This is a genomic window from Stutzerimonas stutzeri (genome assembly GCF_000219605.1).
GTDB classification, from domain to species: domain Bacteria; phylum Pseudomonadota; class Gammaproteobacteria; order Pseudomonadales; family Pseudomonadaceae; genus Stutzerimonas; species Stutzerimonas stutzeri.
Map to the genome: position 1 here is coordinate 4,480,169 of NC_015740.1, position 21,756 is coordinate 4,501,924.

Consider the following 21,756-nt stretch of genomic DNA (forward strand, 5'->3'; position numbering starts at 1 on the left):
TCCACGACAGGGGTATTGGGGGTGGAGTATAGCCAGCCGTATCGACGCATCAGGGTGCCGGCCATGAGCGGCTTCAGGCCGGGGCTGCTGCCGACCCTGCTGGTACTGGCCATGCTGCCGGTACTGGTGTGGCTGGGTTTCTGGCAGCTGGAACGCGGTGAGCACAAGCGCGAGCTGCTGGAGCGCCAGCAAGCCCGTCAGCAGGCCGCACCGCTGGCGCCACACGAGATCGAACAGCTGAACGATCCGGCCTTCGCCCGGGTGTTCCTGCAGGGTCGCTTCGATGCCGAGCACAGCTTCCTGCTCGACAGCCGCACCCGCGACGGCCAGGTCGGCGTCGAACTGCTGCAACCCTTCCATGACGAACTCAGCGGCCGCTGGGTAATGGTCAACCGGGGCTGGATTCCCTGGCCGGACCGCCGCGTGCCGCCGGCCTTCGACACGCCGACGCAGCCGTTGAAGCTCGCCGCCTGGGTCTACGTTCCGCCGGGCAAGCCGTTCGTATTCAGCCATCGAGCGGCCGAGGGCTGGCCGCGGTTGATCAACCATGTGGACATCGAGGCGATGTGGCAGCAGGCCGGCCGCGAGGGGGTGATCCACGAGCTGCGCCTGGAGCCGGGTCCGAGCGCCTATCGTGCCGACTGGGCAATCACCAGCATGAGCCCGTCGCAGCACCTGGGTTACGCCGTGCAGTGGTTCGCCCTCGCAGCGGCACTGCTGGCGCTGTTCATCTATTTCGGTGTGCATCAGGCACGGGGGAAGCGCAGTGAGCACGATGAATCCAACCCTCTCCAGCGGTGAAGGGAAACGCGGCCGCGGTCGGCTGCAACTGCTGCTGATCATCGGCGTGGTGCTCGGCCCGATGCTGCTGGCTTCGGCCATGTACCGTTTCGGCTTCTGGGTGCCGGAAAGCCGCAGCTATGACGGCGTGCTGATCGCCAACGGCCAGGACCGTGCGGCCATCGGCGTCAGCGCTACAGCGCCCGAGCGGCGCTGGGAGCTGCTGGTCACCGCGCCGCAGGGTTGCAAAGCCCAATGCCAGCAACTGGTCTATCTGGCCCGGCAGATCAATATCGGCCTGGCCCGCGAAGCGGCCCGCGCCGGCCATGCACTGGCCAGCGCGACGGCGCTGGACGAAGCCTACGAACAGCGCCTGCGTCGCGAATACCCGCAGCTGCAACGCCATACGCTGGACGCCGCCGTCTATGCCCGCAACCCCGAGGCACCCGCCACCCCCCAACTGTGGATCGTCGACCCCCACGGCAATCTGGTGCTGCGCTACGACGTCGGCGCCGACGGCAAGGCGATTCTCGACGACCTGAAATACCTGCTGAAGATCTCGCAGATCGGCTGAGGCACTGCGCCGCTGCGCTGCGGTCCCAAACAGGCCGCCCCAAGGAGAACCCGATGGCCAGACCCGGATACCGCCTCGCCCTGATTGCCACCGCGCTGGCCGTGGTGGTCGTGCTGCTCGGTGCCTACACGCGGCTGACCCACGCCGGCCTCGGCTGCCCGGACTGGCCCGGCTGCTACGGTTTCCTTGCCGTGCCCATGAGCGAACACAAGCAGAACCTTGCCGCGCTGCGCTTTCCCGATGCACCGCTGGAGGTGCGCAAGGGCTGGAACGAGATGGTCCATCGCTATTTCGCCGGCGCCCTCGGGCTGGTGATCCTCGCCCTTGCGGTACAGGCGATACGCCGTCGCGGCCAGCCCGGGCAACCGCTGAAGTTGCCGCTGCTGCTGCTCGCGGTGGTCATCGCCCAGGCGATCTTCGGCATGTGGACGGTGACCCTGCAGCTCTGGCCGCAGGTAGTCACCGCGCACCTGCTCGGGGGGTTCACTACGCTCAGCCTGCTGTTTCTGCTGTGCCTGCGACTGTCCGGCGCGCTTGCTCCCTTGCCGGCCGTGGACGGTCGTCTGCGCAGATTCGCCGGCATCGCCCTGCTCGCGGTGGTGGCGCAGATCACCCTGGGCGGTTGGGTCAGCAGCAACTATGCGGCGGTGGCCTGCACCGATTTCCCCACCTGCCACGGCGAATGGTGGCCGCGGATGGACTTTGCCAACGCCTTCAACCTGACCCACCACGACATCGGCCCCAACTACCTGGGCGGCCTGCTCTACGGCGAGGCGCGCACGGCGATCCATGTCAGCCACCGCATCGGTGCGCTGCTGGTGACGCTGGTGTTGCTGCTGCTCGCCGCCATGCTCATGCGCCGCGGCCTCGGCCGCCTGGCCGGGCTGCTCATCGCCGCGCTGGCGCTACAGGTCGGCCTGGGTATCAGCAACGTGGTCTTCAACCTGCCGCTGGCGGTGGCCGTCGCGCACAACGGCGGCGGTGCCGCGCTGCTGCTGGTGCTGGTACTGGTCAATTACCGGCTGCGCCAGCCTGCACATGCCACCCGGCAAACCGAGCCTGCATCGATTTCGAACACGACGGGGCAGCTCGATCTGCCCCGCGCATGACCACAAGGAGAACCCCAATGGCGACTCTACTCAGCGAACGCGGCGCCCAGGCCAGCTGGCGCGACTACCTGGAGCTGACCAAGCCGAAGGTGGTGCTGCTGATGCTCATCACCTCGCTGGTGGGCATGTTCCTCGCCACCCGCGCCGGTGTGCCCTGGACGGTGCTGCTGTTCGGCAACCTCGGCATCGCCCTGTGCGCCGGCGGCGCGGCGGCGGTGAACCATGTGGTGGACCGGCAGATCGATTCGGTGATGGCCCGCACCCACAAGCGGCCCCTGGCCGAAGGCCGGGTCTCGCCGGCGGCGGCACTGACCTTCGCCTTCGTCCTCGGCGTCAGCGGGCTGGCCCTGCTGCTGACCTTCACCAACGCCCTCGCCGCCTGGCTGACGCTGGCCTCGCTGATCGGTTACGCGGTGATCTATACCGGCTTCCTCAAACGTGCCACGCCGCAGAACATCGTCATCGGCGGCCTGGCCGGCGCCGCGCCGCCCCTGCTCGGCTGGGTCGCGGTAACCGGCCAGGTCACCGCCGAACCGCTGCTGCTGGTGCTGATCATCTTCGCCTGGACGCCGCCGCACTTCTGGGCCCTGGCGATCCACCGCAAGGACGAGTACGCCAAGGTCAACGTGCCGATGCTGCCGGTGACCCATGGCGTGCACTACACCAAGGTGCACATCCTGCTCTACACCGCCATGCTGCTGGCGGTCAGCTTCATGCCCTTCGCCATTCACATGAGCGGCCCGCTATACCTGGCCGCCGCGGTGCTGCTGGGCGCGCGCTTCCTCTACTGGACCATCGCGCTGTACCGCGACAGCCGGCCACATGCGGCAATCAAGACGTTCAAATTCAGCATCTGGTACCTGTTCGCGCTGTTCATCGCGCTGCTGGTTGATCATTATCTGCTACTCGATTTCTAGTGGCCTGTGCGGTGAGCGGGTTGAGGCAAGTTCGGATGAACATGGCTCCGAGACAAGGCGCTGCGACGAGTCATAGCGAGCTATGGCAAGGAGCAGCAACGCAATGTCGGGGCCATGGGCGCCGAAATTGACCAACTGAGCTCACCAAACAGGCCACCCAGTCGCCCAAAGGACGTTCATGACCCGCATCCAGAAAACCGTCTTCATTCTCGTGGCGCTGATCGCGCTGGTCGTCGGGCTGACGGTTTCCAAGGTGCTCAACAGCCAGCGCCAGCTCGACCCCACCCAGCTGCTGGATGCCGGCATCGTCCTGCTGCCGCAGAGCCGCCCGGTGCCGGCGCTGAGCCTGACGGATCAGGACGGCGAAGCGGTGCAGCTGGATGCATTGAAGGGGCAATGGACGCTGCTGTTCTTCGGCTACACCTTCTGCCCGGACATCTGCCCCACCACCCTGGCCGAGCTGCGCCAGCTCAACGGCATGCTGCCGGAGACGGTGCGCGGCCAGTTGCGCACCATACTGGTCAGTGTCGATCCGGACCGCGACACGCCCGCGCAGCTCAAGGAATACCTCGGCTATTTCAACGCCGGCTTCCAGGGCCTGACCGGCCCGCTGGACGATATCCAGACCCTGGCCAACGGCGTCGGCATTCCCTTCATTCCGGGGGATACCAGCAAGGAGAACTACACCGTCGACCACAGCGGCAACCTGGTCCTGATCGGCCCGGACGGCCGCCAGCGCGGCTTTATCCGTTCGCCCTTGCGGGTGCAGAAACTGGCCGAGCAGTTGCCTGAGCTGGTCAACCGGGCGGAGTGAGAAACACGAGCCTGTTGGCCATCATGGCTCACCGACCGGATTTGCCGACGCTGCATTCCCCCTGCGTGGTTCACGCAGCGACGCGCTGATGCGTGCGCGTCGCTTGCGCCACCAGATCACCACCCCGGTCACCGACAGCACCGCGATCGCCACGCCTAGCACGGCGATCAGGATGCGACCCGGCAAGCCGAGAATGCGCCCGCCGTGGATCGCCGGTTGCAGCAGGTGGAACTGCTGCCCCAGCGTGCCCTGGCCAGGAATCTCCTGGCCGAGCAGGCGCCCGTCGGTGCCGTGGAAGAACAGCCAGGCATTGCCCTGATTGCTGTCGTGCTCGCCGAAACCGGCGCCATAGAAGTTGTACTCGAAGCTGTAGTACAGCTCGGTGATCGCCTCGGTCAGGCCGAGCTCGGCAGCGTGCTGCATGGCGTAGTCGTACGCCTGGTGGAAGTCGTAGGCGGTAGTGCCCAACTGCTCGGCCGGCATCCGCCCGCGGGCCTCGTAGACGCTCGGCTCTACGGGCGAGAACAGTGAGACCACCGGCTTGAACACCTGCTCCGGCAGGTTCATCGCCACGCTGCTGACCGCCACTGGCGTGAGCAGCAGCCACAGCCACAGGCCGCCGGCGCGGTGCACGTCGTGGTTCATCCGCTGACGCTTGATCTTCCAGGCCGTCCACCACTTGGAAAAGAACGGCCGGCCGCGAGGGAAGGTCAGCACCAGCGAGACGAAGCAATCGATTACCCAGGCGATCGCCACGATGCCCATCAACCACAGCCCCCAGTTGCCCGGCAGCGACAGGTTGTAATGGAACTCGAGAATGAAGGGCACGAAGTTCTTGCGCGAGAAGCAGCACTCGCCCCAATAGCGCGTACCCACCGGCTCGCCAGTCACCGCATCGAGGTAATGCACCACGGGTCGTTCGTCATAGGGCTTGCCGGTCGCCGGATCGTCGCGCGGCACCAGCGCCATCAGCGCGGCGTGGCCGGGTTCGCTGGGAAACTCCATGTACCAGACCTGCATGCGCGGGTTGGCCTGCTCGACGCGCTCCACCAGCGTCCCCGGCGCCAGCACCGGGCCCTCACTGGTGGTGTGGTAGAACTCCGGGTTGAGCCATTCATCCAGCTCGTGATGGAAGGCCAGGATGCTGCCGGTAATGCCGGCGAGAAACAGGAAGATCGCCGTGGCCAGGCCGATGTAGCGGTGCAGGAGCACAAGAATCGAACGCATCGTCGGTTGTCCGTCTTTCAGAAAGCACAAAGCCGCCGGCCCTTGGGGCCGGCGGCGGCTCAGCGTTATCAGAAGTCGTAGGTCACGGTAGCCATGACATTGCGCGACTCGCCGTAATAGCACTGGCTCAGGCTGTTGCACGCAGCGACGTATTTTTCGTCGGTGAGGTTGTTCAGGTTCAGGCGCACGCCAACCCCCTGCAGCCCCACGCGGGACAGGTCGTAACCGAGCATCGCGTCATACAGGGTGTAGGACGGGATGCGCAGGGTGTTCTCCGCGTCCGCCCAGCTCTTGCCGAAGTAGCGCGCCCCACCGCCCACCTGAAGACCGGCCAGCGGCCCCTGATCGAAGGTGTAGTCGGTCCACAGCGAAGCCATGTTGCGCGCCACCGCATTCGGCGTGTTGCCGCGGTTGTTGACGCCAGCAGCGCCGGTGAAGTCCTTGGAGTATTCGACGTCCATGTAGGTGTAGCTGGCGATCAGGTTGACCTGCTCGATGGGCCGCAGGCGCGCTTCGACTTCCACGCCCTTCGAGGTGAGCTCACCCACTGCGCGGTAGAAGTTCTCGTTGGAGTCCTTGTTCGCCAGGTTGGACTGCTTCAGGTCGAAATAGGAGATGGTGTAGAGATCGTCGGTACCCAGCGGCTGGTACTTCAGGCCTACCTCGTACTGCTCACCCTCGGTAGGTTCGAGCAGGGTGATGTCGAAGCCGCCGCTGCCGTTGGCGTTATAGGCTGCAGTGGCATTGGGGTTGAACGACTCGGAATAGCTGGCGTAGGGCGACAGGCCGTTGTCGAAGGCATAGAGCACGCCGACGCGACCGGTGAACTGCTCCAGCTTGGCGCTATCGGACTGATCGCCGTAAGTTGCATCGTTGGTGTGATCGAAGGACACATCCACCCAGTCCTGGCGCACGCCCAACGAGAAGCGCCAGTTGTCGAGGCTGATCAGGTCCTGCACATAGAGGCCGGTCTGCTCCAGCTTGCGCGTTTCGTCGTATTGGTAATAGAACACCGGGCTGCCAGCGCTAACGGCACCCGTGTAAGGATTGATCGATGACAAACCGGCGCCCGCGTCGTAATTGACCCTCGCCTTGCGCCGCTGGTAGTCGAGGCCGGTGACCAGGGTGTGGCTGAGTGCGCCGGTATCGAAGAGAAACTGCAGCTGGTTGTCGATGGTCCAGGCGTGCAGCGCTTCGTCGGCCCCGGTGTAGTAGCGCACCAGCTCATCGGAACCCGGGGCCACATAGCCGTACTGGTACACCTGCCCCGAGTCCACGGTGGAGTCCAGGTACTGGAAGTTTTGCCGCGCTGACACGACATCGTTGAAACGATGCTCGAGCTGATAGCCGATCATCTGCTGGTCGCGCTCGAACTTCTCGTAATCCCTGTCACCCTCGAAGAAGCTGCGCGAGATGCGCTGACCGTTGTGCGACGTCACCGTGCCGTCGGCCGGCAACCCACCGTGGTAGCCGCTTTCCGGATCGCGTTGCAGCATCGCCAGCAGGGTCAGACGGGTGTCCTCGGTGAAATCGATGCTCACCGAGGGCATCACCGCATAGCGCTGCTCCTCGATGCCATCGACCTGATTGTCGGCATCCTTGGCCACGCCCACCAGGCGATAGGCGATGCGCTCGTCGTCCAGCGGGCCGGTGAAGTCGAACGCAGCCTGCTTGTAGTCGTGGCTGCCATAGGAGAACTGCAGCTGGCGGCTGGCTTCCTTCTGCGGCTTCTTGCTGGTCATCGCCACCAGGCCACCCGGCAGGCTGCGGCCATATAGCACCGAGGACGGTCCCTTGAGAATGTCGATGCGCTCGATGAAGTACGGATCGACCTGCAGAGTGCTGTAGGTGCCGCTGTCGCCCAGCAGCTTCTGGCCGTCGAGGTAAAGGTTGTCCACCGAGCCGTCGGTGATGCCGCGCATGGCGACATAGTCGTAGCGGGTGGTGGCGCCATAGGGCGTGCTCATCAGGCCCGGCGTGTAGCGCACCGCCTGAGCGATGGAGCGCGAGCCCTGATCCTCGATCTGCTGGCGGGTGACCACCGAGACGGTTTGCGAGGTCTCTACCAGCGGCATGCTCGTCTTGGTCGCCACGCTGCTATGCGTCGCGTTGTAGCCTTCCATCGAACCCAGCGCATTGCCCAGAGCGAAGCCTTCGACGGTCATCGATTGCAGCTCGACGGCATCGCTCTGTGCCGTACGGCGGCTCAGCGAGTAGTTGCCCTGGCCGTCGCGCACGGCTTGCAGGCCGCTGCCCTGCAGCAGTTCGGCAAAACCGTCGTCGACGCCGTACTGGCCGCGCAGCCCGTTCGTTTCCAGGCCTTGCAGCAAGCTGCCGTCCACCGACAGCAACACCCCAGCCTCGCCGGCGAAGCGGCTCAGTGCGCTGGACAGCGGGCCAGCAGGGATGTCGTAGCTGCGCACCGCCTGCTGGGTCGTCGACTGGGCGAGGGCCAGGCCGGGGGCGATGCTCAAGGGCAGGCACAGCAGCGCGGCGCGGATACCCAGCGCCAGGGTACGGGAACGGTCGGGAAGGAAGGGCAAGGCGGTCGAGCGCATGGGAAGTCCTGTTCGAATGACGGGTTTCGTCCTATGCCCGGCGAGAATTCGGAAAGGGAACTGCGGATGCGAATATTTTTTATTCGCGTAAGCGTTGGCTCAGACGCCTGCCTGCTTGGGCAACGGTTCCAGGCTGACCCACCAGGCCATGCGCCGCTCGATGCGCACAGGCAACGTAGCGGCAAGGGCTTGCAGTACACGGTCGGTATCGGCCAGCGGGAACGCCCCGACCACACGCAGATCGGCGATCCGTGGATCGCAGCCGAGGTAGCCATGGCGATAGCGCGACAGTTCGGCGAGGAAGTCCTCCAGGCGCTGGTTATCGGCCAGCAGCACCCCGGTCGCCCAAGCCTGGTGCTCGGCGCGCGCAGCAGCCAGCGGCCCGACATGGCGACGGTCGAACGCAGCCTGCTGGCCGGCAGGCACGCTGGTCACGCCGAAACCCTCGAGTTGAATGTCCACGACGCCAGCGAACACGCTGAGACGCGTGCGCCCTTCCTCCTGGCGCAGCGAAAAGCGCGCGGCCTGCTCGCTGCGCACATACCCCTCGCGACTGCTCAACACCAATGGTCGTCCGCGCCGGCTGGCGGGCGCGTCGATCAGCAGTTCGCCATGCTGCAGCGCCAGCCTTCGTTCCTTCGCGTCGAAGCGGATATCCAGCGCCGAGTCGGTGTTCAGCCATAACCGGGTGCCATCGGCCAGGCGCAGATCACGAACCTCACCGACGGCGGTGCGCTCATCGGCCGCCCAACGCTGCCAGGGCAGCGCACCGCCGGCGACGGTCAGGACTGCGCCACCGCAGAGCACCGAGAGCACCTTCAACGCCTGCCGCCGGGTCGACTGCCGTTGCTGCAGCATGGCCCCGGCGGCTCGGCCGATGGCATCACTGGTCAGCGGCTGGAACTGGCCGCTGATGCGCTCGACCTTCGCCCACGCCTGGGCGTGTTCCGGCTGCTCCAGCCATGCCGCCCACGCGCGGCGCTCGCTGGCGCTGACCGAGCCGGACTGCAGCAGGGCGAACCATTCGGCAGCCTGCTGCAACACGCGGTAGTCGCTGCCCATCAGTCCTCCGCTACCAGCATCAGGCAATGCAGCATGGCCTGCGCCATGTACTTCTTCACCATGCGCTCGGATACACCCAGTTCGGTGGCGATAGCCGCGTAGGTCATGCCATGCAGCTGCGACATGAGGAAAGCGCTGCGCACCCTGGTGGGCAGCTGCGCCAGCATGGCATCGATCCGCAGCAGGGTTTCGACGATCAGCGCCTGGGACTCCGGCGACGGTGCCACCGGCTCCGGTTGCAGTGCCAATGCATCCAGATAGGCCTGCTCGATCTGCCGGCGGCGCCAATGGTTGATCAACAGACCCTTGGCGATGGTGTGCAGATAGGCCCGGGGTTCGCGGATCGCGGCCATGTCGTCGTCTTTGCTCAGCACCCGCACGAAGGTGTCCTGCGCGAGGTCGGCCGCACGTTGACTACAGCCGAGCTGACGGCGCAGCCAGCCATTCAACCAGCCGTGGTGATCAGCGTAGAACCGATGCAGCATCTGCTGCCGAAGCATACCTTCTTTTGCCATGCGGCCTCCCATGAGCGCTGCAGCAGTTAATGCTAACGCTTCTCAACAACACAAATCCACGGGTAACTGCTGCACGGCTCCATTCAGCCGTCGAAGGTGGATCAGGCTACCGTCTGGTTCAGGCTCGACTAGGCTGGAAAGCATCACCGAATCGGAGCTCGAACCATGACCTACCTGCCGCGCCTGGCCGCCCTCTCCCTCCTGTCGCTGACGCTGCTGCCGGCGCATGCGCAACCGAAGATCCTCCCCGGCCTGTGGGAATTCAGCAGTGGCGATATCCAGGTCGATGGCCAGCAGATGCCCGCTATGGACGCGATGCTGGAGCAGATGCAGAACCTGCCGGCGGACCAGCGGCGGATGATGGAAGAGATGCTCGCCGCACAGGGAGTAAAGCTCGGCGGCAAGGGTGTGCAGATTTGCCTGAGCAAGGCGCAGGTCGAGGCGGACGAGTTGCCCTTCAAGGACGATCCGGCGTGCACTCAGGAAATCACCGAGCGTGGCGACAAGCTTTGGAAGTTCCGTTTCGAATGCCCCGACGCCCGTGGCCAGGGCGAGACACGCTTTATCAGCGACAAGGAGTTCGTCAGCACCGTGGACAGCGAATACCGCCAGGGCACTGAAACCGGCAGCTCACGGATCGAGTCCCATGCGCGCTGGATTGCCGACGATTGCGGCACGCTGAAGCCGGCACGCTGACTAGAGGTTCCACGTGAAACCCCTATGCCTGCTGGGCTGCGCTTATTGCGCCTGCCAACGGCCCTGACTGCTCTGCTCGCAGGCCGGTTGCAGAAAGCGCGCATCGCTGGCCACGCCGTAATAGTGAATGTCCTGCCGGTACGGCATGTTTGATACCTGAGCGTCGCGGCAGATGCCGAAGGCGCCGTCCGGGCATTGCTCGACGAACTCCACCTCTACCTGCTGGCCCTTCAGCTCCGGCTGGCAGAAGCCGCTGCGAAACAGCTCGGTGGGTATGTTGCCGTTGGCCTGGCAGAGCGTTACCGCCACCCGATCGTCATGGCTGCGAATGACGCAGGCTTCGGCCATGGCTTGCTGCGCAACGCCAGCGCTGCACAGCAGGGTCAGCAAGATCGGTAATCGCATGTCGGCATCCTCCGGAAAACGGCGCCGACTTTAGCACGCGGCGACGCTGCCTCTTTCAGCGGCGTCGCAAAATGCGCACCATAGCCGCCATGCTCGAACAGATCCCCACTCATCTGGTCGGCGGCCCGCTGGGCGCCGGCAAGACCAGCCTGATCCGCCAGCTGCTGACGCAAAAGCCGGCCGACGAGCGCTGGGCGGTGCTGGTCAACGAATTCGGCCAGATCGGCCTGGACGCTGCGCTGCTCGGTCCTGACACGGACGGCGTGACAATGGCGGAAATTCCGGGCGGCTGCCTGTGCTGTGTCAACGGTCTGCCCTTTCAGGTCGGCCTGGCGCGCCTGCTGCGCAAGGCCCGGCCGGATCGCCTGCTGATCGAACCGTCCGGGCTGGGCCATCCAGCCGAACTGCTGCGCCAGCTGCGTCAACCACCCTGGCAGCGCGTGCTGGCGGTACAGCCCAGCGTACTGGTGCTCGATGCCGCCGCGCTGCATCGCGGTGAGGCGCTGCCCGACAGCCAGCGGCAAGCCCTGCCCGATGCCGGCCTGTTGCTGCTGAACAAGAGCGAGGGGCTCGACGATCCAAGCCGCCAGGCGCTGGTCCGCCAGCTACCGGAGCGCCCGCTGTACTGGACGACCCAGGGCCAGCTGCCAATCGATCGACTGCCAGGCATCGGCGCACGCGCCAGCGAATCCGGGCAACCGATCAGCCTGCCGAATGGGGCGCCTGCGCTGAACCAGGTCTGGCTCGATACAAGCAAGGCGATCTGCCAGGTACAGGCGACACCACACGCCTGGAGCATCGGCTGGCGCTGGCACCCGAGCCAGCGGTTGGACCTCGACCGTATCGCGCAATGGCTGGCGCAATGGCCCTGGCAGCGCGCCAAGCTGGTGATCCACGGCGGCAACGGCTGGCAGTCGGCCAATGCCGTCGAGGGTCAGGCACTGGCGTTTCGCCCCAGCGAGTGGCGGCGCGACTCCCGACTCGAACTGATCTTCAGCGAACCGCAGGATCAGCTGGAACTGGAACGCGGTCTGCAGGCCTGCCGGATCGCCGATTGAGGCGCTCAGTCGCGCGAGCGACGCCAGTCATCGAGCTGGATCACGCGGCCCGGCTCGTCGGCCGGCTGGAACGGATGAGCCGCCAGCTCGATACGGCCAACCTGTGCCCCGAACATGACGATGCTGCCGGGATGGCGCTGCTCGCCGGTGACGGTGAACTCGAAGCCATAGATCCGCGCGAGCCTCCGGCGGCCGCGGGCATCCGGCAGCAGCGTCAGCTTGCGAAAGGCGACGTTGCCATCGAGCAGCTCGACATCCAGCTTGTCGCAATGCCGACGCACCGCCTGCAGGGCACGCTCGCGAATGCCATGGGAATGCCAGAGCCAGGCGCCTGCGGCGGCCAGCAACATGAACAGGAACAGATTACCCAGCGTCAGCATGGCGCGCGCCCGTGTGGCCAGCGGGCGCCCAGCTTAGCAGGTCGCCGCCCGGCTACCCTGTGGAGGCCGTCGAACATCCGTCAGCTTTCCAGCCAGACATCGCGCGCCCAGTGCCAGACCGATTCCCAACTCTCCTCGGTCAGCTCGCCATCGTCGCCATCCCACAGGGTGACCTGCCCGTCCAGATCGACCACGTAATAGTCGCGTCCATCCTGGCAGATCGGGATGAGATCGCGCGGCACGCCGGCGTCCCATGCGTTGGCGGCGACTTCCGGCAGATAGGTATGCGACTGCGGGTCGGTAGCGGTGACCGGCTCCAGGCGTCCATAGATGACATCGCTGACCTGCAGGAGGAATTCGCGCAGGCCGAACGGCAGGTTGATCAGCAACTGCTCCTCGATCTCCACCAGCAGATCGTCGTCCGGCAGCTCCAGCGGCACCGGAACCGGCTCGTTGAGTTCGCGCAGCTGTTCGATGACCTCTTCCATCTCCACCTCCTGTCGTAATGCCCCAGCGCCAGGCTCCGTTTATACAGCCCGCCGGATTGGCGAGCCAGTTCTGTCGGGTTAAAGTGCCTGACCGAGCAATACGCTCTGCTATTTGCGTTTCCCACTGATTCAGCGCGATCAACCGCATAGTCGCCGACATTAGGTAGCAACTTGCATTGGTGCCTGCCCGTCACCTCCGGTCCGGACGAGACCAGAACAAGGACACACACAATGAGCACTACCGAAGCCCAGGACCTGCTCGAGGCGATCGACCGATGTGCCGATGAGCCCATCCATATTCCGGGCAGCATCCAGCCGCACGGCTTCCTGCTGGTGGTCAGCGAGCCCGACTTGCGCATTCAGCAGGCCAGCGAGAACGTGCGCGACTGGCTGGACGTCGAGGCGCGTCAGCTGCTCGGGCAACCGCTGTCGGCCCTGCTGCCGATCGAGCGTATCCAGGCCGGCCTGCCGGCGCTGCAGGATGGCGATCACAACCCGTTCCACCTGAGCGACGTACAGCTCACCCTGCCGGGCGCGGACGACCTGCTCCTGGCGCTGATGGCGCACCGGCATCAGGGCCAGCTGATCCTCGAGTTCGAGCGCGCCGGCAACTCTGGCCAGGCCTACCAGGCGCTGTATCCGTTGATGCGCACCTTCGTGTCTCGCCTGCAGGAAGCCCGCGAACTCGAAGCGCTGTGTCAGCATGCGGTCGAAGAGGTCAAGCGCATCACCGGCTTCGGGCGCGTCAAGGCATACCGTTTCGATGCCGAAGACAACGGCCTGGTCCTGGCCGAAGTCGCCGACCCCGGCTACCCGTCCTATCTGGGCCTGTGCTTCCCGGCGGCGGACATTCCGCAACAGGCCCGGCGCCTGTACCGCGACAACCTGATTCGCGTGATCCAGGACGCCAACTACCAGCCGTCGCCCCTGGTGCCGACCCTGAACCCGATTTCCGGCACGCCACTGGACCTGAGTTTTTCCGCCTTGCGCAGCGTCTCTCCGGTGCACCTGCAGTACATGCGCAACATGGGCACGCTGGCGTCGATGTCCATTTCCATCGTCATCCGCGACCGCCTGTGGGGATTGATCTCCTGCCACGATGCCCAGCCACGGCAGGTCAGCTACCAGACCCGTACCGCCTGCGAGCTGCTCGGCCGCATCCTTGCCCTGCAGATCGAGGCCAGGGAAACCGAGACCCTGGCGCAGCGCAAGCTGCAACTGCGTCAGCAGATCGTCCACCTGCTGTCGGCCATGGCCGACCGCGACAGCGTGGTGGAGGGCTTTCGCCAGGCGCCCGAGGTAGTGCTCGGCTTCGCCAAGGCCGAAGGCGCGGCCGTGATTTCCGCTGACAACTGCGAGACCGTTGGCGATGCGCCGGACAGCGAACTGATCATGCAGCTCGCCCACTGGCTGGGCCAACGGCATGACCAGCTGGTCTTCCAGAGCGACTGCGTCAGCCGCGACATTCCGCACCTGCCCGCGCTGGCCGAGCATTGTGCCGGCGTCATGGCCATCTCCATTTCCCGGCTGCACGCCCATTATCTGATCTGGTTCCGCCGCGAGCAGGTCAAGACCGTGAACTGGGCCGGCCAGCCGGAGAAGCAGATCGATCGCATCAGCGGTGCGCTCAGCCCCCGCCACAGTTTCGAACGCTGGCAGGAGACGCTGCGCGGTTACTCGCATGCCTGGGATCAGGTCGAAATCGAAGGCGCGCTGGAGTTGCGCAACGCGGTGCTTGGCATCGTGCTGCGCAAGGCCGAGGAAATGGCCCAGCTGGCCGGCGAGCTGCGCGCCAGCAACAAGGAACTGGAGGCCTTCTCCTACAGCGTGTCCCACGACCTGCGAGCGCCACTGCGGCATATCGCCGGCTATACCGAACTGCTCGGAGAAATGGAAAGCAGCCAGCTCAGCGAGCGCGGCATGCGCTTTCTCGACAATATCGCCGACGCCGCACGTTTCGCCGGCACACTGGTCGACAACCTGCTGAGCTTCTCGCAGATGGGCCGCGCCGCCCTGCGCCTGTCGGACGTCGACCTCGGTGCGCTGGTCGCCTCGATTCGCGAGGAGCTGGCGCCGGACTGCGAGGGGCGACAGATCGAATGGCACCTGCTGCCGATGCCGATCGTCGTCGCCGATGCCGCCTTCATTCACATGGTGCTACGCAACCTCATCGACAACGCGGTGAAGTACAGCCGGACCCGCGACGTCGCGGTCATCGAGGTCGGCGCAGAACAGCGCTCGGGCGAGGTCGTGGTCTACGTGCGGGACAACGGTGTCGGCTTCGACATGCAATATGCCGGCAAGCTGTTCGGCGTATTCCAGCACCTGCATCGCATGGAAGAGTTCGAGGGCACCGGCATCGGCCTGGCCAGCGTGCGGCGCATCGTCGAGCGCCACGATGGCCGCGTGTGGGCCGAGGGCCAGCTGGACAAGGGCGCCACCTTCTATTTCGCACTGCCTAAACTGACTTACACATCGTCCCTCCTGGACCGAGACATCTGATGCTGAAACCGATACTGCTGGTGGAGGACAACCCCCACGACCTGGAACTGACGCTGATCGCCCTGGAGCGCAGCCAGCTGGCCAACGACGTGGTGGTGATGCGAGACGGCGCCGAGGCGCTGAGCTATCTGCAGCGCACCGGCGCCTACGCCGACCGCGCCGATGGAAACCCGGCCGTCCTGCTGCTGGACCTGAAACTGCCGAAGGTCGACGGACTGGAAGTGCTCAAGACCGTGCGCGAGACCACCGAGCTGCGCAGTATTCCGGTGGTCATGCTGACCTCCTCGAGGGAAGAGCCCGACCTGATGAAGGCTTACGAGCTCGGGGTGAACGCTTACGTGGTCAAACCGGTCGAATTCAAGGATTTTGTCGCCGCAATCTCCGATCTCGGCATCTTCTGGGCCGTGCTCAACGAACCGCCGCCGGGCTCCCTGCGGCTCAAGCGTGCGCGCAACAAAGAAGAAAAGAACTCATAACGAAACGGTCCGCCTTGCCTGGCGGACCGTTTCGACGATCCCTGCTCCCTCGACAGGACGGATATGCCAGCGTCAAAGAACATCAGTGTCCTGTTCATCGAGGACAGCCGGCATGATGCCGAACTGGCCCAGCTGGCGCTGGAACGCAGCGGCTACACCTTGCAGACGGAGCTGGTCTACAACCACGCCGGGGTGGTCGAAGCGTTACAGCGACGCCGCTTCGATCTGATCCTGGCGGATTTCATCCTGCCCGGTTTCTCCGGCAGCCAGGCGCTGCAGGAGGCCCGAAGGCTCGCCCCGCAGACCCCCTTCATCTTCCTTTCCGGCGTGTTCAGCGAAGAGCACGCGGTAAACATGATGCGCTCCGGCGCCGTCGACTACGTGCTAAAGCAGAACCTCGGCTTTCTGCCCAAGGCCGTGGAACGGGCGTTGGGCGAGGTCAACGAGCGCCGCCGGCGTCTGCAGGCCGAACAGGCGCTGCGCGAGGTGGAAGTGCGCGCGCGCCTGGCGATCGATGCCGCGCGGCTGGGCATGTGGGACTACGAGCCGCAGAGCGGCACCCTGATCTGGGACGAACGCTGTCGCAGCATGCTCGGCCTCGATACGGAGGCGCCGGTGAGCATGGGGCTGTTCGAGCAACTCCTGCACCCCGAGGATCGCGAGCGGATTCACGACGAAGTGATCCGCGCCATCTCCGGCGAGGATGCCGGCGAGTTCTGCACCTGTTATCGCGTGGTGTTCGGCGACGGCAGCATTCGCTGGATGGAGACCCGCGGCCAGGCCTTCTTCGAGAGCGGTCAGTGCACGCGCTTCGTCGGTGTGGTCATGGACATCACCGAGCAGCAGCTGACTACCCAGAGTCTGCGACAGATCAACGAAACCCTGGGCGAGCGGGTCGAGGAGCGCACCCGCGAACGCGACCGGACCTGGGAGCTCTCCCGCGACCTGCTCGCCGTCACCGAGCTGGACATGCTGCCGGTGGCGCTCAATCCGTTCTGGGAGAACGCGCTCGGCTGGTCATACAGCGAACTGATGCAACGGCCTTTGACCCAGCTGGTGCATCCCGACGATCTGCAGGCGACGCTGGAAGAGAACGCCAATGTCGGCCGCGGCAAGGTCACCAACCGCTTCGTCAACCGCATGCGCCACCGCGACGGCAGCTACCGCTGGCTGTCGTGGTCGGCCGTGGCCGATGGCGGACGCATCTATTCGGCGGCGCGTGACATCACCAGCGAAATCGCCGCGGTGGACAAGCTGGCCGAGGCCAACCGCGAGCTGCGTGCGCAGATTCAGGAGCGCGAGCGGGTCGAAGCCACCCTGCAGCAGATGCAGCGCCTGGAAGCGGTGGGTCAGCTGACCGCCGGGGTCGCCCACGATTTCAACAACCTGCTCACCGTCATTCTCACCAGTGCCAGCTTCCTGAAGAACGATCTGGAGCAGGGCGCACCGCTTGAACGCAGCCTGCGTCGATTGCAGTACATCCGCGAGTCCGGCGAACGCGGCGCCACCCTCACCGGCCAGCTGCTTGCCTTCGCCCGCCGCCAGCAGCTGGCACCCACCGCCATCGACCTCAACGACACCCTGGTCAGCCTGCTCAGCCTGCTGAAGAGCACGCTCGGCGGCAGCGTCAGCATCGAGACCGATACCCAGGCGGACATCTGGCATGCGCTGGTCGACCCGACCCAGATCGAGATGATCATTCTCAACCTGGCGATCAACGCCCGCGATGCCATGGGCGACGGTGGCCGGCTGACGCTGGGTACGCGCAACGTGGTGGTCACCGAGCCGGCGCTGCGGGCTGAAGATCCGGCGCCGGGCGAGTACGTGGTGCTCTCGGTCACCGACACCGGTACCGGCATGAGCGAGGAAGTGCTGAGCAAGGCGTTCGAACCTTTCTTCACCACCAAGGAAGTCGGCAAGGGCTCCGGCCTCGGCCTGGCGCAGGTGTTCGGCTTCGCCAAGCAGTCCGGTGGCGGCGCGCGCATCGAAAGCCGTGTGGGGGTCGGCACCACCGTGAAGGTGTTCCTGCCACGCACCGCGGCGCCGGAGCAGCCGGAACAGGCCACGGCGCTGAGTGCGGGCAGCCACGACGAGAACAGCCAACACCGCATCCTGCTGGTGGACGATGACCACAGCGTGCGCGAGGTGACGGCGCAGATGCTGGAAAACCTCGGCTTCGCCGTCACCGAGGCGGAAAGCGGCGACCATGCGCTGCAGCTGCTCCGCGACGGAGCGGCGGTGGACCTGCTGCTGGCGGATTTCGCCATGCCGGGGATGAACGGCGGTGAACTGGCCCGCGCGGTGCGCGTTCGCCGCCCGCAGCTGCCGGTGGTTTTCGTCACCGGCTATGCCGAGCTCTGCGAGCTTGGCCTGGACGGCTATTCGATCATCCAGAAGCCGTTTCGCGAGGAACAGCTGGCCAACAAGATCCACCTCGCGCTGCGCGAAGGCAGCCTGGCCGATGGCTGAATTGCGCATGCGCCTGCGGCAGGCTACGGCGCCGCTGCACGATCGGGTCGACAGCGCCTTCTCGGGCTTCGATCTGCAGGACCCGGACGATTACCGCCGCTTTCTGCGGGCCCACTATCGGGTGCTCTGCGCCGCAGAACGAGCCCTCGAGCAGGCCGCCATCGGCGATGTGCTGGACGACTGGCCCGCGCGGGTCCGGCGTCACGCCCTGGGCAAGGACCTCGCTCAACTCGGCTGTGCGTTGCCCTCGCCCGCACCGCTGGCAAAACCCACCGACAACGCCGCCTGCTGGGGCATCGCCTATGTGCTCGAAGGATCGCGTCTGGGCGGCCGGGTGCTGGCGCGACGCCTGCGTGAGGCGAATCCACAGGCTCCGACCCGCTACCTCGAACATGGCGATGTCGCCGTGCTCTGGCCAGGCTTTCTCGCCCGCCTCGAACGTGACGCCGCCCGTTGTGCCTGGGAACCGATGCTGGCGGCGGCAGAGGCCACCTTCGCCCTGTTCGCCGAAGCCGCCACGCAGGAGCGGGCCTGCGAACCCGGTTAAGCAAAAAGGCCCCGCGGGGCCTTTCTACTTTCTACACACCGTGGTGTGGGATGCAAATAAAGTTTCATCCTAACCCTAAAAACAGAGAGAAACGTCGCGCGCTCTCCTATTCATAAAAAATCCCTTTTATATCAGTATGTTGTGAGCACTTACACCCGAGACTGGATCGTTTTGCCTTTCATGGGAGAATGATTAAGGGCGCTAAAGTATCATCCTAATTTTCGCCCAGGCTCGAAAAATACGGTAAATGGTGAAAATAAAGATTCATCCTTTTCCGATGTTGCCCGTTCCAACACGTAAGCAGTCAGTCAGAAAAAACACATAGATCCAATCCCTAGCGAGCATTGAGTTCTCTCATCCGTGCCAACTGCTCCAACCCTTGGACGCCCTAAATGCTTACCCAAAAAAATCAACACCTTCTTTTAAAAACACAATCAAAAATGACTCCCTTATATCCATTTAACCTAAACAGCCTTCCCCCCACTGCACTAGCTAGGGCTCGTAGTTCGGCGCAAGGCTGAAGTCGCTTGGCTGCTTCGCTGTGCAGATCCATGACCCACTTTCCATCAAACTCCCGGTTGTAGTTCCACAAGCATCTCGCGAGTCTTGCCGGCCCGCTCCACTAACAAGACCACAACATCTCCAACGTTCTTGTCGTCTAGCCGGGCCTGTAATGTGGTGACGTCGTCGACGGCGATACCGTCGATGCTGATAACGCGATCGCCGGGCACGATGCCGCCTGCGGTGACCTCGACGCCGACGAGCCCGGCCCTGTGCGCCGCCGAGCCCGGCGTCACGCGCAATACGAATACGCCCTTACTGCCGGTCAGCGCCTGCAGACGCGCGTTGAGCTGCTCATCCACCTCGATGCCCAGCGCCGGACGGATGTACTTGCCGGTCTTTATGAGTTGCGGCACCACGCGCATGACGGTATCGACCGGCACCGCAAAGCCGATGCCGGCCGAGGCGCCAGACGGACTGTAGATGGCGGTATTGATGCCGATCAGCCGCCCAGCCGAATCGAGCAGCGGGCCACCGGAATTGCCGGGGTTGATAGCGGCGTCGGTCTGGATCAGGTGGTCAATGGCCGGGCCACTGGCGTCGCCGGAAAGGGTGCGGTCAAGCGCCGAGACGATGCCGGTGGTGAGCGTCCAGTCGAGCCCGAAGGGATTGCCAATGGCAAAGACCTTTTGCCCCACCTTGAGATCGGTACTGGTGCCCACCGGCACCGCCGGCGGGCGCTTGAAGCCGACGCCAATCTTGAGTACCGCGATGTCGTGCGCAGGACTGGCGCCAACGAGCGCAGCCTGATAATCGCGACCGTCGGCGAGTTTGACCGCGGCAGACGATGCCCCCTGGATCACGTGGAAGTTGGTCACCACGTGGCCGGCATCGTCCCAGATGAAGCCGGAGCCGGTGCCGCGCGGCACGGAAAAGACATTGCGCGACCAGACGTCACGCACTAGTTGCGCCGTGGTGATGTAAACCACCGACCCGCGCGATTTCTCGAACAGCTCGATGGTGGTTTTTTCGTCGGCGGCCAGGTCGCCGCGCGGCGTCACCGTGCGCTCCTGCGTTTCGTGGGGACTGAACCAGGCTTCGATGGCGGGCAGGAACTGCCACAGCAGCATGAGTGCGGCGATGCAGCCAGTGATGACGAGCCAGCGCCGGATGAATCGATCCGGCGCCGGGCGGCTGTAGGGGTCGGGGTAGGTCACGTCATTCTCCATGTTGAAATCAGCGCCAAAGGCCGCCGGTGCGCCAGCGTGGCGGACGTGGTGATACGGTCACCTCGGGGACGAAACGGGCCGATGGAAACGGCGGCATCGCGGGCGGCGGAGCAAGTTCCAGCAAGCGCTCAATGCGTTCAGCCGTCGCCGGATGCGTGCGCAACCAGGAGGGTTCCGGATTGCCCCATCCGGGCAGCAGCCAGGCGCGCCAGGAGCGGCTCACCCGCTCGATCTTGGCGAGCGCCGAGGCCAGCCCGTGCGGGTCGCCGGTCAATTCGGCAGCGAGCCGGTCGGCGTCGAATTCGCGCACCCTGGACAAGCCCAACTGAGCCAGCAAGGCCAGCTGTGGCGCGACCGCCAGTAGAAGCAACGCGGGCCAATTGACTTCCGTGACTCCAAGCAATAACGCTGGCAAGCTGAGCACGATCGCAAGCTGCCCCAACAAGGCCAGAAGATGGGTGAGCCGGCTGATCGAATCGGCCAAGCCCATGACACGCAAATCCTCGTTCGCAATATGCGCGATTTCGTGGCCGAGCACGCCGGTCAACTCGCGGGGCGTGAGGCTACGCAGTAGGCCGTCGGTCAGCGCGATGGCCGCGTGATGCTTCGAACCGGTGGCGAAGGCGTTGACGACCCCGCTGGGCACGTAGTGCGGTACCGGCACGGCAGGCAGCCCGGCCCGCGCCGCCAGTTCGCGCAACACAGCCCAAAGATCGGGCGCTTCATCCGGGTGCAGGGGGCGTGCGCCATACAGCCGCAAGGTCAGCCCGGAGGCGGCCGCCGGTTCGAGCAGCAGGGTGAACCCCGCGGCCGCAAGCGCCAGCCAAAGCCCGCCGTCACCCAACAGCAGGCTGCCAGCGACGGCGGCAATCCCGAGCAGGGTCAGCACCAACAGCGCGGTTTGCAGGCGATTGAGCCAGCGATGCCGCGCGCCGACATTCTGCGCGTGGCGCAGATCACGACTGATCATCTGAGCTTTCCCCGGCTGTCCGGTCATCGCGCTCGCGCAGCAGCCAGTAAGTCGCCCCGAGGGCCAGTGTCGCGCCTGCGAGCGCCGCGACCTTGGCGGGGCCGGTCTCCGGGTCGAGGATCACGAATTTACGCGCCAGGGCGATCAGCCCGATCAGGATCACCGTCTTGACCTGGATGATGCTGTCGCGCCGCAAGGCCACCCGCACGATGGAATGCTTGAACTCCATGGCGATGAGCAGCGTCATGATCATGCCGAACACGGTCTGGAAGACCTTGTGATCGAGCGGATTGAACGCATCAATGATCAGCAGGCTGAAGACGATCGAGATCAGCTGCAGCAGCGAGACCACGATGATCACGGCAATGATTGCGGACAGCGCGAGCGCGATCACCTGTTCGAAGCGCTCGTAGAACGTCATCACTGCCCATTGGGCGCGAAATGTTTTGATCGGGTCTGCTTGCTTTTCCTTCATCGCC

21 protein-coding genes are annotated in these 21,756 nt (G+C 65.0%); 11 read left to right on the plus strand and 10 right to left on the minus strand.

The genetic code is table 11. The features are described 5' to 3' along the window. The first annotated feature begins 63 nt into the window (after window positions 1–63). The 5 genes from PSTAB_RS20575 to PSTAB_RS20595 all read left to right on the plus strand — a co-directional run bounded on the left by PSTAB_RS20575 (window position 64) and on the right by PSTAB_RS20595 (window position 4,194). Window positions 64–801, plus strand: a complete 738-nt coding sequence (locus PSTAB_RS20575) for an SURF1 family protein (protein ID WP_013984508.1) — start codon at window positions 64–66, stop codon at window positions 799–801. Continuing rightward, window positions 776–1,354, plus strand: coding sequence for a hypothetical protein (locus tag PSTAB_RS20580; protein ID WP_041771896.1), 579 nt, complete (start codon window positions 776–778; stop codon window positions 1,352–1,354). The genes PSTAB_RS20575 and PSTAB_RS20580 overlap by 26 nt, the downstream gene beginning before the upstream one ends. Before the next feature lie 53 nt (window positions 1,355–1,407). Beyond that, window positions 1,408–2,463, plus strand: a complete 1,056-nt coding sequence (locus PSTAB_RS20585) for a COX15/CtaA family protein (protein ID WP_013984510.1) — start codon at window positions 1,408–1,410, stop codon at window positions 2,461–2,463. 17 nt (window positions 2,464–2,480) lie between these two features. Further along, window positions 2,481–3,380 carry a heme o synthase gene (gene cyoE / locus PSTAB_RS20590; protein ID WP_011915172.1) on the plus strand — a complete coding sequence of 300 codons (900 nt, stop codon included), beginning with the start codon at window positions 2,481–2,483 and terminating at the stop codon, window positions 3,378–3,380. Between the two features lie 178 nt (window positions 3,381–3,558). Further along, a complete protein-coding gene (locus PSTAB_RS20595; protein WP_011915173.1) occupies window positions 3,559–4,194 on the plus strand; it encodes an SCO family protein in 636 nt (211 codons plus the stop codon). 21 nt (window positions 4,195–4,215) lie between these two features. Here the strand turns inward: PSTAB_RS20595 and PSTAB_RS20600 are convergent, their stop codons facing one another. From PSTAB_RS20600 to PSTAB_RS20615, 4 genes are all read right to left on the minus strand, one after another. After that, window positions 4,216–5,421, minus strand: coding sequence for a PepSY-associated TM helix domain-containing protein (locus tag PSTAB_RS20600; RefSeq protein WP_013984511.1), 1,206 nt, complete (start codon window positions 5,419–5,421; stop codon window positions 4,216–4,218). Window positions 5,422–5,489: 68 nt separating this feature from the next. Then, window positions 5,490–7,979 carry a TonB-dependent siderophore receptor gene (locus PSTAB_RS20605; RefSeq protein ID WP_013984512.1) on the minus strand — a complete coding sequence of 830 codons (2,490 nt, stop codon included), beginning with the start codon at window positions 7,977–7,979 and terminating at the stop codon, window positions 5,490–5,492. A 99-nt stretch (window positions 7,980–8,078) separates the two neighbouring features. Continuing rightward, window positions 8,079–9,041 carry a FecR domain-containing protein gene (locus PSTAB_RS20610; RefSeq protein WP_013984513.1) on the minus strand — a complete coding sequence of 321 codons (963 nt, stop codon included), beginning with the start codon at window positions 9,039–9,041 and terminating at the stop codon, window positions 8,079–8,081. Continuing rightward, window positions 9,041–9,556: a sigma-70 family RNA polymerase sigma factor gene (locus PSTAB_RS20615; protein ID WP_041771897.1), complete on the minus strand. Its 516-nt coding sequence runs from the start codon at window positions 9,554–9,556 to the stop codon at window positions 9,041–9,043. Before PSTAB_RS20615 ends, PSTAB_RS20610 begins: the two co-directional genes overlap by 1 nt. A gap of 165 nt (window positions 9,557–9,721) precedes the next feature. Here PSTAB_RS20615 and PSTAB_RS20620 point away from each other — a divergent pair, with 165 nt between their 5' ends. Continuing rightward, entirely contained in the window at window positions 9,722–10,252 is a 531-nt protein-coding gene (locus PSTAB_RS20620) for a DUF3617 domain-containing protein (protein WP_013984515.1), read from the plus strand. 42 nt (window positions 10,253–10,294) lie between these two features. On the opposite strand, the gene PSTAB_RS20625 is transcribed toward PSTAB_RS20620, so the two are convergent. Next, window positions 10,295–10,657 (minus strand): hypothetical protein, encoded by a 363-nt coding sequence (locus tag PSTAB_RS20625; protein ID WP_013984516.1) that lies wholly within the window; start codon window positions 10,655–10,657, stop codon window positions 10,295–10,297. 71 nt (window positions 10,658–10,728) lie between these two features. Between PSTAB_RS20625 and PSTAB_RS20630 the strand changes: the two genes are divergently transcribed. Continuing rightward, entirely contained in the window at window positions 10,729–11,715 is a 987-nt protein-coding gene (locus PSTAB_RS20630) for a CobW family GTP-binding protein (RefSeq protein WP_013984517.1), read from the plus strand. A 5-nt stretch (window positions 11,716–11,720) separates the two neighbouring features. Here the strand turns inward: PSTAB_RS20630 and PSTAB_RS20635 are convergent, their stop codons facing one another. Both PSTAB_RS20635 and PSTAB_RS20640 read right to left on the minus strand, forming a co-directional pair. Then, complete coding sequence (locus PSTAB_RS20635) at window positions 11,721–12,095, minus strand: DUF3301 domain-containing protein (RefSeq protein WP_013984518.1); 375 nt, start codon at window positions 12,093–12,095, stop codon at window positions 11,721–11,723. Window positions 12,096–12,175: 80 nt separating this feature from the next. After that, a complete protein-coding gene (locus tag PSTAB_RS20640; protein WP_003291809.1) occupies window positions 12,176–12,583 on the minus strand; it encodes an SMI1/KNR4 family protein in 408 nt (135 codons plus the stop codon). A 231-nt stretch (window positions 12,584–12,814) separates the two neighbouring features. On the opposite strand from PSTAB_RS20640, the gene PSTAB_RS20645 reads away from it, so the two are divergent. The 4 genes from PSTAB_RS20645 to PSTAB_RS20660 all read left to right on the plus strand — a co-directional run bounded on the left by PSTAB_RS20645 (window position 12,815) and on the right by PSTAB_RS20660 (window position 18,577). Next, on the plus strand, window positions 12,815–15,085 hold the full coding sequence (locus tag PSTAB_RS20645) for an ATP-binding protein (RefSeq protein ID WP_013984519.1): 2,271 nt from the start codon (window positions 12,815–12,817) through the stop codon (window positions 15,083–15,085). Beyond that, window positions 15,085–15,561 (plus strand): response regulator, encoded by a 477-nt coding sequence (locus PSTAB_RS20650; protein WP_013984520.1) that lies wholly within the window; start codon window positions 15,085–15,087, stop codon window positions 15,559–15,561. The genes PSTAB_RS20645 and PSTAB_RS20650 overlap by 1 nt, the downstream gene beginning before the upstream one ends. Before the next feature lie 63 nt (window positions 15,562–15,624). After that, on the plus strand, window positions 15,625–18,030 hold the full coding sequence (locus PSTAB_RS20655; RefSeq protein ID WP_013984521.1) for a response regulator: 2,406 nt from the start codon (window positions 15,625–15,627) through the stop codon (window positions 18,028–18,030). Then, the gene (locus tag PSTAB_RS20660; protein ID WP_013984522.1) at window positions 18,023–18,577 is read left to right on the plus strand and encodes a biliverdin-producing heme oxygenase; all 555 of its coding nucleotides are present in this window, start codon (window positions 18,023–18,025) and stop codon (window positions 18,575–18,577) included. The genes PSTAB_RS20655 and PSTAB_RS20660 overlap by 8 nt, the downstream gene beginning before the upstream one ends. 566 nt (window positions 18,578–19,143) lie before the next feature. Here PSTAB_RS20660 and PSTAB_RS20665 read toward each other — a convergent pair. From PSTAB_RS20665 to PSTAB_RS20675, 3 genes are read right to left on the minus strand one after another with little or no spacing between them, the layout of a single operon-like run. Beyond that, complete coding sequence (locus PSTAB_RS20665; RefSeq protein WP_013984523.1) at window positions 19,144–20,295, minus strand: S1C family serine protease; 1,152 nt, start codon at window positions 20,293–20,295, stop codon at window positions 19,144–19,146. Window positions 20,296–20,314: 19 nt separating this feature from the next. Beyond that, window positions 20,315–21,277: a zinc metalloprotease HtpX gene (locus PSTAB_RS20670; RefSeq protein WP_013984524.1), complete on the minus strand. Its 963-nt coding sequence runs from the start codon at window positions 21,275–21,277 to the stop codon at window positions 20,315–20,317. Beyond that, window positions 21,264–21,752: a phosphate-starvation-inducible PsiE family protein gene (locus PSTAB_RS20675; protein ID WP_004152114.1), complete on the minus strand. Its 489-nt coding sequence runs from the start codon at window positions 21,750–21,752 to the stop codon at window positions 21,264–21,266. Before PSTAB_RS20675 ends, PSTAB_RS20670 begins: the two co-directional genes overlap by 14 nt. Window positions 21,753–21,756 lie beyond the last annotated feature (4 nt).

What these genes read in the sequence shown, in the direction of transcription:
- PSTAB_RS20600 (WP_013984511.1), bottom strand. Translation starts at nt 5,421, where the DNA reads ATGCGTTCGATTCTTGTGCTCCTGCACCGCTACATCGGCCTGGCCACG.
- PSTAB_RS20595 (WP_011915173.1), top strand. Translation starts at nt 3,559, where the DNA reads ATGACCCGCATCCAGAAAACCGTCTTCATTCTCGTGGCGCTGATCGCG.
- cyoE (WP_011915172.1), top strand. Translation starts at nt 2,481, where the DNA reads ATGGCGACTCTACTCAGCGAACGCGGCGCCCAGGCCAGCTGGCGCGAC.
- PSTAB_RS20585 (WP_013984510.1), top strand. Translation starts at nt 1,408, where the DNA reads ATGGCCAGACCCGGATACCGCCTCGCCCTGATTGCCACCGCGCTGGCC.
- PSTAB_RS20645 (WP_013984519.1), top strand. Translation starts at nt 12,815, where the DNA reads ATGAGCACTACCGAAGCCCAGGACCTGCTCGAGGCGATCGACCGATGT.
- PSTAB_RS20610 (WP_013984513.1), bottom strand. Translation starts at nt 9,041, where the DNA reads ATGGGCAGCGACTACCGCGTGTTGCAGCAGGCTGCCGAATGGTTCGCC.
- PSTAB_RS20615 (WP_041771897.1), bottom strand. Translation starts at nt 9,556, where the DNA reads ATGGCAAAAGAAGGTATGCTTCGGCAGCAGATGCTGCATCGGTTCTAC.
- PSTAB_RS20580 (WP_041771896.1), top strand. Translation starts at nt 776, where the DNA reads ATGAATCCAACCCTCTCCAGCGGTGAAGGGAAACGCGGCCGCGGTCGG.
- PSTAB_RS20625 (WP_013984516.1), bottom strand. Translation starts at nt 10,657, where the DNA reads ATGCGATTACCGATCTTGCTGACCCTGCTGTGCAGCGCTGGCGTTGCG.
- PSTAB_RS20640 (WP_003291809.1), bottom strand. Translation starts at nt 12,583, where the DNA reads ATGGAAGAGGTCATCGAACAGCTGCGCGAACTCAACGAGCCGGTTCCG.
- PSTAB_RS20655 (WP_013984521.1), top strand. Translation starts at nt 15,625, where the DNA reads ATGCCAGCGTCAAAGAACATCAGTGTCCTGTTCATCGAGGACAGCCGG.
- PSTAB_RS20670 (WP_013984524.1), bottom strand. Translation starts at nt 21,277, where the DNA reads ATGATCAGTCGTGATCTGCGCCACGCGCAGAATGTCGGCGCGCGGCAT.
- PSTAB_RS20575 (WP_013984508.1), top strand. Translation starts at nt 64, where the DNA reads ATGAGCGGCTTCAGGCCGGGGCTGCTGCCGACCCTGCTGGTACTGGCC.
- PSTAB_RS20675 (WP_004152114.1), bottom strand. Translation starts at nt 21,752, where the DNA reads ATGAAGGAAAAGCAAGCAGACCCGATCAAAACATTTCGCGCCCAATGG.
- PSTAB_RS20635 (WP_013984518.1), bottom strand. Translation starts at nt 12,095, where the DNA reads ATGCTGACGCTGGGTAATCTGTTCCTGTTCATGTTGCTGGCCGCCGCA.
- PSTAB_RS20650 (WP_013984520.1), top strand. Translation starts at nt 15,085, where the DNA reads ATGCTGAAACCGATACTGCTGGTGGAGGACAACCCCCACGACCTGGAA.
- PSTAB_RS20660 (WP_013984522.1), top strand. Translation starts at nt 18,023, where the DNA reads ATGGCTGAATTGCGCATGCGCCTGCGGCAGGCTACGGCGCCGCTGCAC.
- PSTAB_RS20605 (WP_013984512.1), bottom strand. Translation starts at nt 7,979, where the DNA reads ATGCGCTCGACCGCCTTGCCCTTCCTTCCCGACCGTTCCCGTACCCTG.
- PSTAB_RS20620 (WP_013984515.1), top strand. Translation starts at nt 9,722, where the DNA reads ATGACCTACCTGCCGCGCCTGGCCGCCCTCTCCCTCCTGTCGCTGACG.
- PSTAB_RS20630 (WP_013984517.1), top strand. Translation starts at nt 10,729, where the DNA reads ATGCGCACCATAGCCGCCATGCTCGAACAGATCCCCACTCATCTGGTC.